Consider the following 13,508-nt stretch of genomic DNA (forward strand, 5'->3'; position numbering starts at 1 on the left):
GCAGACCCAGGCAAGGGAAGGGTGGCAGCCATGCGCTACCGGCTCACGTTCGTCGCCGGACTGGCCCTCGGTTACGTACTCGGCACGAGGGCCGGACGCGAGCGCTACGAGCAGCTGAAGAAGTCCGCTCAGCGGATCGCGCAGAACCCCGCCGTCCGCAACACGGCCGAGACCGCCGCGCAGCAGGGCCGCCAGTACGCCGGCAAGGCGTTCCACACGGTCGGCCACAAGGTCGGCGACCGGGTTCCCGAGACCGTCGCCCAGCGGGTGCGGTCCTTGCGGGAGCGGAACCTGAACGGCAGGCCCGAGGACGACTGGGGGCACGAGTGACACCTGAGCGCCCTCGGCCGTAGCAGGCCCGTGGATGCTGCAAAATTCTCCGCATGGGGATAGTCGCCGGCTTGGACAGCTCACCGGATTTCACGCGCATCGTGGTGTGCGACACGGACACCGGTGCCGTACTACGGCAGGGGTACGCCCCGCACCCGGTGGAGGGCCGGCCCAGCGACGTCGACCCGCAGGCCTGGCTGCTCTCCCTCGGCGAGGCCGCGGGCGGCGGTCTGCTGGAGGGCGTGCAGGCCATCGGCGTGTCGGCCCAGCAGAACGCCCTGGTACCGCTGGACGCCCAGGGCAACACCGTGCGCCCGGCGCTGGTCGGCGGCGACAAGCGGGCGCAGGTCGCGGCAGCGGATCTGGTCGACGCGCTCGGCGGCCGGGAGGCCTGGGCGCAGGCGGTCGGCTGTGTGCCGCAGGCCGCCCAACCGGTCACCAAGCTGCGCTGGCTCGCCAAGAACGAGCCCGAGAACGCCCGCCGGACGGCCGTACTGCTCCAGGCGCACGACTGGCTGGTGTGGCAGCTGCTCGGGCGGCCCGTGCGCAGGACCACCGATCGCGGCGGGGCCTCCGGGACCGGGTACTGGTCGGCCGCCACCGGCGCCTACCGGCCGGACCTGGTGGAGCTGGCGCTCGGCCATCAGGCGATGCTGCCGGAGGTGATCGGCCCGTCCGACGCGGCCGGTACGACCCCGGAGGGGCTGCTGATCTCCGCCGGCACCGGGGAGACCATGGCCGCCGCGTTCGGGCTCGGGATCGGGCTGGGGGATGCCGTCGTGTCCCTCGGTGCCTCCGGGTCCGTGATGGCCGTGCACCCCGAAGCGCTCGCCGATCAGTCCGGAATGATCACCTCCCTCGCCGACGCCACCGGCATGCACCTGCCGGTCGTGACCACTCTGAACGCCGTGCGGACCCTGCGCGGCACCGCCGAACTCCTCGGCCTCCCGGACCTGGAGAGCCTGTCCGAGCTGGCGGTGAAGTCCACACCGGGCGCTCATGGGCTGGTGCTGCTGCCCTATCTGGAGGGTGAGCGGACACCCCATCTGCCGCACACCGCCGGGACGATCGCCGGGCTGCGGCGGGAGTCGATGAAGCCGGAGCATCTGGCGCGGGCCGCGTTCGAGGGCATGCTGTGCGGGCTCGGCGACGCGCTGGACGTGCTGCGCGGGCGGGGCGTGGACGTGCGGCGGATCTTCCTGCTGGGCCCGGCCGCCGAACTTCCCGCCGTGCAGGCCTCGGCGCCCTCGCTGTTCGGCGCCCAGGTCGTCGTACCGCAGCCCGCGGACTACGCGGCGATCGGCGCGGCCCGGCAGGCGGCCTGGGCGCTCGGTGTGTCGCAGGGCACATTCGACCCGCGCACCCCGCCGGCCTGGCAGGGTGCGGCGGCTCAGGTCCTGGAGCCGGGGGACGAGCTGGCCGTGGGTCAGGCGGTGCGGCAGCAGTTCACGGCGGTGCGGGAACAGACCCATCCGGGGGCGTTTCGGGCGTGACCTGATCGGGGGCGTTTCGTGTGTGGGGCGTAGGGCCAACGGCTGAGTGCCGTCGGTTCTTTGGACCGCTGTTGGGTTAATCGGTTGAGGTAACGCGGGTGGAGTGTCCGACGATAGGGGCCAAGGGCAACCGACCAGCCCCCCACCCGCCGACTCCGAGAGACCCAGCGTGCTCATACGACTTCTGCGGACCTGTCTCAGGCCCTACAGGAAACCCATAGCCGTCCTGGTGCTGCTGCAGTTCCTGCAGACCTGCGCCACCCTCTATCTGCCCACCCTGAACGCGCACATCATCGACAACGGTGTCGTGAAGGGTGACACCGGTTACATTCTGTCCTTCGGCGCCCTGATGATCGGCATCTCGCTGGCACAGGTCGTGTGCAACATCGGTGCCGTGTACTACGGCGCCCGGACCGCCTCCGCGCTCGGCCGGGACCTGCGCGGTGCCGTCTTCGACCGGGTGCAGTCCTTCTCCCCGCGCGAGCTGGGCCACTTCGGGGCGCCCTCGCTCATCACGCGTACGACGAACGACGTACAGCAGATCCAGATGCTGGCCCTGATGACGTTCACGTTGATGGTGTCGGCGCCCATCATGTGCGTCGGCGGCATCGTGCTGGCCCTCGGCCTGGATGTGCCGCTGTCCGGGGTGCTCGTCGCCGTCGTGCCGGTACTGGCGGTCTGCGTGACGCTCATCGTGCGCCGGCTGCGGCCGCTGTTCCGGTCGATGCAGGTCCGCCTGGACACCGTGAACCGGGTGCTGCGCGAGCAGATCACCGGCAATCGGGTGATCCGTGCCTTCGTACGGGACCAGTACGAGCAGGAACGGTTCGGGAGGGCCAACGGTGACCTGACCGAGATGCAGCTGGCCACCGGCCGGATGCTCGCGCTGATGTTCCCGATGGTGATGACGGTGGTGAACGTGTCGTCGATCGCGGTGGTGTGGTTCGGTGCCCACCGCATCGACAGCGGCGGGATGCAGATCGGCGACCTGACCGCGTTCCTCGCCTATCTGATGCAGATCGTCATGTCCGTGATGATGGCCACCTTCATGTTCATGATGGTGCCGCGCGCGGAGGTGTGCGCCGAGCGCATCCAGGAGGTCCTCGGGACCGACTCCAGCGTGGTGCCGCCCACCGCTCCGGTCACCGAGCTGCGCCGGCACGGCCACCTGGAGATCCGGGGCGCCGGCTTCCGCTATCCGGGTGCCGAGGAGCCGGTGCTGAAGGCCGTCGACCTGGTGGCCCGGCCGGGTGAGACGACCGCCGTGATCGGCTCCACCGGCAGCGGCAAGTCGACGCTGCTCGGACTGGTCCCGCGGCTGTTCGACGCCACCGAGGGGGAGGTGCTGGTCGACGGCGTGGACGTCCGGGAGGTCGCCCCGGTGCTGCTGGCGAAGACGGTGGGTCTGGTGCCGCAGAAGCCCTACCTGTTCGCGGGCACGGTCGCCACCAACCTGCGCTACGGCAATCCGGACGCCACCGACGAGGAGCTGTGGCACGCGCTGGAGGTGGCGCAGGCGAAGGACTTCGTGCAGAAACTGGAGGGCGGCCTGAACGCGCCGATCGCGCAGGGCGGTACGAACGTCTCCGGCGGTCAGCGGCAGCGTCTCGCGATCGCCCGCACGCTCGTCCAGCGCCCGGAGATCTACCTCTTCGACGACTCCTTCTCCGCGCTCGACTACGCCACCGACGCGGCCCTGCGCACCGCGCTCTCCCGCGAGACCGCCGAGGCGACCGTCGTCATCGTCGCCCAGCGGGTGGCGACCATCCGGGACGCCGACCGGATCATCGTGCTGGACGAGGGCCGGGTGGTCGGCTCCGGCCGGCACCGGGACCTGATGGCGGGCAACGAGACCTACCGGGAGATCGTGCTCTCCCAGCTGACGGAAGCGGAGGCTGCCTGATGGCCGGGCCCATGGGACGCATGATGGCCGGGGGCGGCCCCGACCAGCGCTCGATGGACTTCAAGGGGTCGGGCAAACGGCTCGTCGCCCAGTTCAGACCGGAACGCTTCACGATCTACGGCCTGCTGCTGTGCGTGGTCGTCAGCGTGACCCTGAACGTGATCGGCCCGAAGATCCTGGGCAAGGCCACCGACCTGGTCTTCGCCGGCATCATCGGCCGGCAGATGCCGGCCGGGGCCACCAAGGAGCAGGTTCTCGACCAGATGCGGGCCCATGGCAAGGGCTCCGTCGCGGACATGCTGCAGAGCACCGACTTCACGCCCGGCAAGGGCATCGACTTCGGGGCCGTCGGCGACGTCCTGCTGCTCGCGCTCGGGACGTTCCTGGTCGCCGGCCTGCTGATGGCGGTGGCGACCCGGCTGGTCAACCGGGCCGTGAACCGCACGATGTTCCGGATGCGCGAGTCCGTGCAGACGAAGCTGTCCCGGCTGCCGCTGTCGTACTTCGACAAGCGCCAGCGCGGCGAGGTGCTCTCCCGGGCCACCAACGACATCGACAACATCGGGCAGACGCTCCAGCAGTCGATGGGCCAGCTGATCAACTCGGGGCTGACCATCATCGGTGTGCTCGCGATGATGTTCTACGTCTCCTGGATCCTGGCGCTGGTCGCGCTGGTGACCGTGCCGCTGTCGTTCGTCGTCGCCACCCGGGTCGGCAAGCGGTCGCAGCCGCACTTCGTGCAGCAGTGGCGCTCCACCGGCAAGCTGAACGCGCACGTCGAGGAGATGTACACCGGGCACACCCTGGTGAAGGTGTTCGGCCGGCAGGAGGAGTCGGCGAAGCAGTTCGCCGAGCAGAACGAGGCGCTGTACGAGGCCGCGTTCAAGGCGCAGTTCAACAGCGGTGTGATGCAGCCGCTGATGATGTTCGTGTCGAACCTGAACTATGTGCTGGTGGCGGTCGTGGGCGGCCTGCGCGTCGCTTCGGGCGCCCTGTCCATCGGTGATGTCCAGGCCTTCATCCAGTACTCGCGGCAGTTCTCGATGCCGCTGACGCAGGTCGCGTCGATGGCGAACCTGGTGCAGTCCGGTGTCGCCTCGGCCGAGCGGATCTTCGAACTCCTGGACGCGGAGGAGCAGGAGGCGGATCCGGTACCGGGCGAGCGGCCGGAGCAACTGCGCGGGCGGGTCCGCCTGGAGCATGTGTCCTTCCGGTACGACCCGGAGAAGCCGCTGATCGAGGACCTCTCGCTGACGGCGGAGCCCGGTCACACGGTGGCGATCGTCGGCCCGACGGGCGCCGGCAAGACGACCCTGGTCAACCTGCTGATGCGGTTCTACGACGTGTCGGGCGGCCGGATCACCCTGGACGGCGTGGACATCCGGCGCATGTCCCGCGACGAACTCCGCGCCGGCATCGGGATGGTGCTCCAGGACACCTGGCTGTTCGGCGGGACCATTGCGGAGAACATCGCGTACGGGGCGTCCAGGGAGGTCACCCGCGGGGAGATCGAGGAGGCCGCGCGGGCGGCGCTCGCCGACCGGTTCATCCGGACGCTGCCCGACGGGTACGACACCGTGATCGACGACGAGGGCACGGGGGTCAGCGCGGGTGAGAAGCAGCTCATCACCATCGCGCGGGCGTTCCTGTCCGACCCGACGATCCTCGTGCTGGACGAGGCGACGAGTTCGGTCGACACCCGGACCGAGGTGCTGATCCAGAAGGCGATGGCGAAGCTGGCGACGGGGCGGACGTCGTTCGTGATCGCGCACCGGCTGTCGACGATCCGGGATGCGGACACGATCCTGGTGATGGAGAACGGGGCGATCGTGGAACAGGGCGCGCACACGGAGCTGTTGGCCGCGGACGGCGCCTATGCCCGGCTGTACAAGGCCCAGTTCGCGCAGGCGGTCGCCGAGGTGGACTGACCGCGGGAGGGGCCGCCGGCAGGCGGCCCCTTTCAGTCCAGGTAACCCCTCAGCTGGTCCGCGAAGGCGTGATCCCGGAGCTTGTTGAGGGTCTTGGACTCGATCTGCCGTATCCGCTCCCTCGTCACCCCGAACAGCCGGCCTATCTCCTCCAGCGTGCGGGGGCGGCCGTCGATGAGGCCGTAGCGGAGCTGGACGACCTTGCGCTCCCGCTCCCCCAGCGTGGACAGGACCGCCTCCAGGTGCTCCCTGAGCAGGAGAAACGCCGCCGACTCCACCGGACTCGCCGCATCCCCGTCCTCGATCAGGTCACCGAGGGCCACGTCCTCCTCCTCGCCGACCGGCGCGTGGAGGGAGACCGGCTCCTGGGCGAGGCGCAGGACCTCGGAGACCCGCTCGGGCGGCAGGTCGAGGTGGGCGGCGACCTCTTCGGGGGTCGGCTCGTAGCCCCGCTCCTGCAGCATGCGGCGCTGGACGCGGACCACCCGGTTGATCAGCTCGACCACGTGGACCGGGACGCGGATGGTGCGGGCCTGGTCGGCCAGGGCCCGGGACATGGCCTGGCGGATCCACCAGGTGGCGTACGTCGAGAACTTGTAGCCCCGGGCGTAGTCGAACTTCTCGACGGCCCGGATCAGCCCGAGGTTGCCCTCCTGGACCAGGTCGAGCATGGTCAGGCCACGGCCGACGTACCGCTTGGCGACGGACACGACGAGCCGCAGGTTCGCCTCGATGAGGCGGCGCTTGGCCATACGGCCCATGACGACCAGCCGGTCCAGGTCGAGGGCCAACTGACTGTCCGGATCAGGGGTGTTGCTCAGCTTTTCCTCGGCGAACAGGCCGGCCTCGACCCGGCGGGCGAGTTCGACCTCCTCGGCGGCGGTGAGCAGCGGGATGCGGCCGATCTCGCGCAGGTACTGGCGGAACAGGTCGGCGGAGGGGCCGCCGGTGTCGGCCCGGGCCGAAACCCGTGTCTCGACGGGCTCGGCGGCCTCCAGCGGTTCATCGGCCTCCTCGGGCTCGTCCGTGAGCGCTTCCGCCGGCGGTTCCGCCGGTTCGGCGGGCACCGCCTCCGGGTGCAGGGCGGCACGGCTCTGCGGGGGGACGGCCACGAGGACGTCCGTCTCCGCGTCCGGCTCGTCCGTGCTGGTGCTGGTGCTGGTGCTGGTGTCGCTGGTGGCGCTGTCGGTCTGGGTGAGGGTCTGGGTCTGCACGGGGGCGACCTCCAGGATGATCGCTGCTGAAGGTGTGCGGCAGCGGTACTTCGGGAGTGGAGAGTCGACGGCCTGCGCTCCGAGGACTCGGGCACCGTCCCCAGTGTGGAGTACGACACATCCCCGCCACGAGGGGCGTGCGGTGACTTTTTGCGTCCGCTTCGTGACCGGTCGGTTACTCAGGTCGTTGGACTATGCGATTGGCAACTGCGGGCCACTGGGCCGTGGCGGAAGACCGGTCCCCCGAGTCCTGATCCCGTGGAGGTGCCCCTACAGCGCCTCCGCGCCCCGCTCCCGCAACGCCTGGTCGTACTGCTGGAGGATCCACATCTCGTTCTGGACCGAGGCCAGTTGGGCGGGGTCGCCGCCGGTGGAGAGGCGGGTCATCTGGGACTGGATGTCGCGGATGCGGCGTTCGACGGCGCGGCGGCGGATCTGCACCAGGACCGTGCCGGCGTAGGTCTCGTCGACCGTGCGGCGCAGGATCGGCTCGACGGCCAGCTCGGTGACCATCGCACGGACGGTGTCGTCCGGAGCGGCCTCCCGGACCCTGACCAGGTATTCCTGGGAGTCGGACACGCCGTACTCGGCACCGCCGGCCTCCGCGATCGCCTGACGCACGGCCGCGTAGGGCGGCGCGGTGAACTCGTCCACGCCGTAGGCGTCGAAGGCCGGGGAGACCAGCTCGGGGCGCTGCAGGGCGAGTTTGAGGAGTTCCCGTTCGGCGGCGTGGACGGGGTTGCGCAGGGTCAGTGCCGGACCGCCGCTCACCGGACGGGCCGCGGGCGCCGCCCACTGCTGCTCCGGGCCGCGCGGGCGGTCCTGCTGCGGGGCCTTTCCGCCGCGGTCCCTCGCCCAGCGGGCCAGCTGGGCCACACGCCGGACCACGAACTGGGTGTCGAGGATGCCGAGCATGCCGGCCAGGTCGACGGCGACCTCGTGCTGGGCGCCGCTGTTCTTGATGCGGGCCACGATCGGCGCCGCCTCATCCAGGGCGGCGGCACGGCCGGCCGGGGTGTCCAGGTCGTAGCGGCTCAGGATCTGGCGGAGCGCGAACTCGAAGAGCGGGGTGCGGGGTTCGACCAGGTCGGCCACCGCCTCGTCGCCCTTGGCGAGGCGCAGCTCGCAGGGGTCCATGCCGTCCGGGGCGATCGCGATGTACGTCTCTGCGGCGAACTTCTGGTCGTCCTCGAAGGCGCGCAGGGCGGCCTTCTGCCCGGCCGCGTCGCCGTCGAAGGTGAAGATCACGCGGGCCGAGCCGTTGTCCATGAGGAGACGGCGGAGGATCTTGATGTGCTCCCCGCCGAAGGCCGTACCGCAGGTGGCGATCGCGGTCGTCACACCGGCGAGGTGACAGGCCATGACGTCCGTGTAGCCCTCGACCACGACCGCCCGGCTGGCCTTCGCGATGTCCTTCTTCGCCAGGTCGATGCCGTACAGCACCTGGCTCTTCTTGTAGATCGCCGTCTCGGGGGTGTTCAGGTACTTCGGGCCGTTGTCCGCCTCGTACAGCTTGCGGGCGCCGAAGCCGACGACCTCGCCGCCGATGTCACGGATGGGCCACATCAGGCGGCCGCGGAAGCGGTCGATGGGGCCCCGGCGGCCCTCCTGGGACAGGCCGGAGAGGATCAGCTCCTTGTCGGTGAAGCCCTTGCCGCGCAGATAGCGGGTGAGGTGGTCCCAGCCCTGGGGGCTGTAGCCGACGCCGAAGTGGACGGCGGCGGCCTGGTCGAAGCCGCGCTCGGCGAGGAAGATCCGGCCGGTCTCTGCCTCGGCGCCGGTGGCGAGCTGCTCGGCGTACCACTGCGCGGCGATCTTGTGCGCCTCGACCAGGCGGATGCGCTCGCCGCGCTGGTGGGCCGGGTTGTACCCGCCCTCCTCGTAGCGCAGCGTGATGCCGGCCTGGGCGGCGAGCCGCTCGACCGCCTCCGAGAAGGAGAGGTGGTCCACCTTCATCACGAAGGTGATGGTGTCGCCGCCCTCCTGGCAGCCGAAGCAGTGGAAGAGTCCCTTGCTCGGGCTGACCTGGAAGGACGGCGACTTCTCGTCGTGGAACGGGCACAGCCCCTTCAGGTTGCCGCCGCCCGCGTTGCGCAGCTGGAGGTACTCGGAGACCACGGCGTCGATCGGGACCGCGTCCCGTACCGCCTTCACGTCCTCGTCGTTGATCCGTCCTGCCACGCGTGAATTCTACGGGGCTGCTGTGACAGTCCTGGTGGTCGTCAGCTCGGGGAGAGGAGACCGTCGAGGGGGATGTGGGGGTCCGAGAGTGCCTCGATGTTCACCTGGGCCCGGGAACGGATCAGCTTCTGGATCTGCTCTGTGACATCCCACACGTTCACGTTCATTCCGGCCAGCACGCGTCCCTCCTTGACCCAGAACGCGATGAACTCCCGCTTGCCCGCGTCGCCCCGGATCACCACTTCGTCGTACGAGCCGGGCGGGGCCCAGCCGCTGTACTCCATGCCCAGGTCGTACTGGTCGGTGAAGAAGTAGGGCACACGGTCGTGGACGACCTCCTGGCCCAGCATCGAGCGCGCCGCGGCCGGGCCGCCGTTCAGGGCGTTCGCCCAGTGCTCGACGCGGACCCGGGTGTCGTAGAGCGCGAGCGGGAAGGTCGCCACGTCACCGGCCGCGTAGATGTCCGGGTCGGACGTGCGCAACCGCTCGTCGACCACGACACCGCCGCCCCGCGCCCGGTCGGCCAGCTCCAGCCCCGCCGCCTCCGCGAGAGCGACCCGCGGCGCGGCGCCGATCGCCGCCAGCACGTCGTGCGCCGGGTGTTCCTCGCCGTCGTCGGTGCGGACCGCGAGGACCATGCCGTCCTGGCCGACGATCTCGGTCAGCCGCCGCCCGAAGTGGAAGCGGACGCCGTGCTCGCGGTGCAGCTCCGCGAAGACGCCGCCCAGCTCCGGGCCGAGCACCCCGTGCAGCGGCGTCGGCGCCGGCTCGATCACCGTGACCTCGGCGCCGTACTCGCGGGCCGCCGCGGCGACCTCCAGTCCGATCCAGCCGGCGCCCGCGATCACCAGGTGCCCGTTGTCCCGGCCGAGGTGCTGGAGGACGCCCTTGAGCCGTTCGGCGTGCGCGAGCCGGCGCAGGTGGTGCACGCCCGCCAGGTCCGTGCCCGGGATGTCCAGGCGGCGGGGCTCGGCGCCGGTGGTCAGCAGCAGCTTGTCGTAGCGGACGAGGGTGCCGTCGTCGCCGAAGCGGACCGTCTTCGCCGTACGGTCGATGCGGTCGACGGTCTGGCCCAGGTGCAGCTCGATGTCGTTCTGCGCGTACCAGGCGGGCTCGTGCACGAAGACGCTGTCGCGCTCCTCCTTGCCGAGGAGATAGCCCTTGGACAGGGGCGGGCGCTCGTAGGGGTGGTCGCGCTCGTCACTGATCAGTATCACCCGGCCGGTGAAGCCCTCCGCCCGGAGCGTCTCGGCCGCCTTCGCACCGGCGAGACCGCCTCCGACGATGACGAATGTCTGATCCGCGTCGACCACTTGATGCCTCCTCGTAAGGGTGCCGCCACATGCGAGCGTCCCGCACGCAGCCTGCTGCGTGAAGAGGGGGTGACCCGATCAGGCCACCGCCGGTCACGTTCCTCTCACATATGCCCCGTCAGTCTCGCGTGCAGCGAGCGCGCCGAGGCGTCGGTGAGGGAGGCGATCTGGTCGACGATCACCCGCTTGCGCGCGTGGTCGTCGCCTGCCCCGTCGAAGAGTGCCCGAAACTGCGGATCCAGCCCGTCCGGCGCGCGGGCGGTCAGCGCCTGGGCCAGCTCCGCCACGACGACCCGCTGGTCCGCGCGCAGCCGTTCCTGCTCGGCGCGCTGCATCACATACCGGTCCGCGACCGCCTTGAGCACCGCGCACTCCATGCGGGCCTCGCGGGGTACGACGAGTTCGGCGCCGTAGCGGGTGAGCCGGCCGCTGCCGTACGCGGCGCGCGTGGCGCTCTCGGCGGCCAGGCAGAACCGGCCGATGAGCTGGCTGGTGGCGTCCTTCAGGCGGGCCTGCGCGACCGCCGTGCCGTCGTAGCCGTGCGGCCACCACTCCTCGTCCTGGAGCCGGTCGAGGGCGGCGGAGAGTTCGGACGGGTCGGTGCCGGCGGGGACGTACCGGCCGATGGCGACCTCGAAGACCGCCTGCCGCTCGGGCTCGGCGTGCAGGCAGTTGGGGTCGATGTGACCGGCGTGCAGGCCGTCCTCGACGTCGTGCACCGAGTACGCCACATCGTCCGACCAGTCCATGACCTGGGCCTCGAAGCAGGTGCGGGTGCCGGGGGCGTGCGCTCTGATCCAGTCGAACACCAGGCGGTCGTCCTCGTACACGCCGAACTTCGGGGATGCCGGGTCGGTGGGGTGGGCGCCGCGGGGCCAGGGGTATTTCGTGGCTGCGTCGAGGGTGGCACGGGTGAGGTTGAGGCCGACGGAGCGGTCTTCGGTGAACCGTTTGGGTTCGATGCGGGTGAGGAGCCTGAGGGACTGGGCGTTGCCCTCGAAGCCGCCGCAGTCGTCCGCGAAGGCGTTCAGTGCCTGTTCGCCGTTGTGACCGAAGGGCGGGTGGCCCAGGTCGTGGGCGAGGCAGGCGGCTTCGACCAGGTCGGGGTCACAGCCGAGGGCCGCGCCCAGCTCCCGGCCGACCTGGGCGCACTCCAGGGAGTGGGTGAGCCGGGTTCTGGGGCTGGCGTCCCAGAGCTGGCTGTGGGCTCCCGGTGTGACGACCTGGGTCTTGCCCGCGAGGCGTCGTAGGGCGGCTGAGTGGAGGATGCGGGCGCGATCGCGCTGGAAGGCGGTGCGGCCGGGGCGTTTGTCGGGCTCGGGGGCCCAGCGCTCCGCTGAAGTGAGGTCGTAGGTTCCGTCGGGGGTGCCTTCCATGGTTCGACAGTAAGCGTCGGCAGTGACAAAAGGGTCGCGCCGGGTGCCTGCTCGTCTGCCGGGTCGCTGCTTCTTTCAAGCCGAGGCCAACTCCGCCTGTCTCGTCACCCTCGCCTGGTCGTACCGGTGCAGGATCAGGCGGGCCATCGCCGGATGGGCGCCCAGGGGAGCCGATGCCAGCCACGGCGCCGCCTGCGCGCACTGGGTCGCGAAGCGTCCCGGTGCCGTGAAGTACGACGCGATCGCCACCCGGTGCCGGCCGCGTGCCGCCAGTGCCCGTACGGCCGTCGGGACGGTCGGGGCCGCTGCCGAGGCGTAGGCCGGGACGACCGGGACTCCCAGGCGGTCGGCCAGGAGGCGGGCCGTGCGGCGGGTGTCGGTGGCCGAGTCGGGGTCGCGGGAGCCGGCGGCGGCGAGGACCACCGCGCTCGTGCGGCGCGTCGGCTCGTCCGGCACCGTCGGCCAGCCTGCCTCCAGCAGCCGGTCGTACAGGGTCTCCACGAGGAGCGGGTGCGGCCCCAGCGGGGCGGTCACCCGGGTGCTCGCCCTCGCCGCGGCGGCCATCTCGGGGATGTCCTGCTTGACGTGGTAGCCGCGGGAGAGGAGCAGCGGGACCAGGACGGCGGGGGCGTCGCCGAGGGCGGTGAGGGTGTCCGGGAGGAGGGGCTCGTTCAGCTCGATGTGGCCCAGGTGGACGGGCAGGCCGGGGCGCAGCTCGCGCACGCGGTCCCGCAGGGTCCGTACGGTCTCCAGCGCGCGCGGGTCGCGGCTGCCGTGGCCGACCAGGACGAGCGCGGGCGGTGCCGGGCGGCGGACGGGCGGGGAGACGAGCCGGAGCTGCCCGGCGAGCCGGTTGCCGATGCTGTTCATGAGGTGCGCCGTGCTGTCGAGGTGGATGTCGGACTCGGAGCGGGGAGGGTGCGACGCCGTCATGGAAGGATCCTGCCGGGTTCAGATTGCGGGGCCGTTGCCGGACCGTCACGGGCGTTTTCCGTGGCTTCACGTCGTACGGATGCTCGATGTGAGGCGAACCGGATCGGCGGTCGCCGGCGTCCTCCATGGTCGACAAGCCGATCCCTGGGGGGCCGTATGAAGTTCCGTCGACCGCGGCTGCCGCGCTCCCGTCGGGGGCAGCGGCGGCTGCTGCAGGCCGTGATGGCCGGGTGTGTGCTGGCGCTGCTGCCGGTGACCTGGCTGTACGTGTCCACGGCGGACCGGCTGCGTACGACGGCGGACGCCCCGCGGGCGCAGGTCGCCCTGGTGTTCGGGGCCGGGCTGTGGAACGGGGAGCCGTCGCCGTACCTCGCGCACCGGCTGGACGCGGCGGCGAAGCTGTACCGGGCCGGGCGGGTCGAGGTCGTCCTGGTCACCGGGGACAACAGCCGCAAGGACTACGACGAGCCCGACGCCATGCGTGCGTACCTGACGAAGCACGGGGTGCCGGACCGGCGGATCGTCAGCGACTACGCCGGGTTCGACACCTGGGACTCCTGTGTGCGGGCCAGGAAGATCTTCGGCGTGGACCGGGCCGTGCTGATCAGCCAGGGTTTCCACATCCGGCGGGCGGTGGCGCTGTGCGAGGCGGCGGGGGTGGACTCGTACGGGGTCGGGGTGGCCGACAAGCACGACGTGACCTGGTACTACGGCGGCACGCGCGAGGTGTTCGCGGCGGGCAAGGCGGTGCTGGACGCGGTGTTCCGTCCGGATCCCACGTTCCTCGGCCCACGGGAGCACGGGGTCACCAAGGCGCTGGCTCAGGCGCGGGACTGA

General features: G+C 71.0%; 9 protein-coding genes and 1 pseudogene. 5 read left to right on the top strand and 5 right to left on the bottom strand.

Annotated elements, in window-relative coordinates:
* The first annotated feature begins 30 nt into the window (after positions 1-30).
* From ACIGXP_RS25435 to ACIGXP_RS25450, 4 genes are all read left to right on the top strand, one after another.
* Positions 31-330, top strand: a complete 300-nt coding sequence (locus tag ACIGXP_RS25435; protein ID WP_363215702.1) for a YtxH domain-containing protein — start codon at positions 31-33, stop codon at positions 328-330.
* 53 nt (positions 331-383) lie between these two features.
* Positions 384-1,823, top strand: coding sequence for an FGGY family carbohydrate kinase (locus ACIGXP_RS25440; protein ID WP_363215701.1), 1,440 nt, complete (start codon positions 384-386; stop codon positions 1,821-1,823).
* Positions 1,824-1,992: 169 nt separating this feature from the next.
* Entirely contained in the window at positions 1,993-3,726 is a 1,734-nt protein-coding gene (locus ACIGXP_RS25445) for an ABC transporter ATP-binding protein (protein ID WP_399771842.1), read from the top strand.
* A complete protein-coding gene (locus ACIGXP_RS25450; RefSeq protein WP_399771845.1) occupies positions 3,726-5,654 on the top strand; it encodes an ABC transporter ATP-binding protein in 1,929 nt (642 codons plus the stop codon). The genes ACIGXP_RS25445 and ACIGXP_RS25450 overlap by 1 nt, the downstream gene beginning before the upstream one ends.
* 32 nt (positions 5,655-5,686) lie before the next feature.
* Here ACIGXP_RS25450 and ACIGXP_RS25455 read toward each other — a convergent pair.
* From ACIGXP_RS25455 to ACIGXP_RS25475, 5 genes and pseudogenes are all read right to left on the bottom strand, one after another.
* Positions 5,687-6,989, bottom strand: a pseudogene (locus ACIGXP_RS25455) (RNA polymerase sigma factor).
* Between the two features lie 149 nt (positions 6,990-7,138).
* Positions 7,139-9,049, bottom strand: a complete 1,911-nt coding sequence (dnaG, locus tag ACIGXP_RS25460; protein WP_363215698.1) for a DNA primase — start codon at positions 9,047-9,049, stop codon at positions 7,139-7,141.
* A gap of 41 nt (positions 9,050-9,090) precedes the next feature.
* On the bottom strand, positions 9,091-10,362 hold the full coding sequence (locus ACIGXP_RS25465; RefSeq protein WP_363215697.1) for an FAD-dependent oxidoreductase: 1,272 nt from the start codon (positions 10,360-10,362) through the stop codon (positions 9,091-9,093).
* Positions 10,363-10,466: 104 nt separating this feature from the next.
* Positions 10,467-11,738, bottom strand: a complete 1,272-nt coding sequence (locus tag ACIGXP_RS25470) for a deoxyguanosinetriphosphate triphosphohydrolase (protein ID WP_363215696.1) — start codon at positions 11,736-11,738, stop codon at positions 10,467-10,469.
* A gap of 75 nt (positions 11,739-11,813) precedes the next feature.
* Positions 11,814-12,671 (bottom strand): sirohydrochlorin chelatase, encoded by an 858-nt coding sequence (locus ACIGXP_RS25475; protein WP_399771849.1) that lies wholly within the window; start codon positions 12,669-12,671, stop codon positions 11,814-11,816.
* A 156-nt stretch (positions 12,672-12,827) separates the two neighbouring features.
* On the opposite strand from ACIGXP_RS25475, the gene ACIGXP_RS25480 reads away from it, so the two are divergent.
* Positions 12,828-13,508 carry an ElyC/SanA/YdcF family protein gene (locus ACIGXP_RS25480; RefSeq protein WP_363215694.1) on the top strand — a complete coding sequence of 227 codons (681 nt, stop codon included), beginning with the start codon at positions 12,828-12,830 and terminating at the stop codon, positions 13,506-13,508.

The organism is Streptomyces sp. NPDC053069 (assembly GCF_044546895.1).
Lineage (GTDB): Bacteria > Actinomycetota > Actinomycetes > Streptomycetales > Streptomycetaceae > Streptomyces.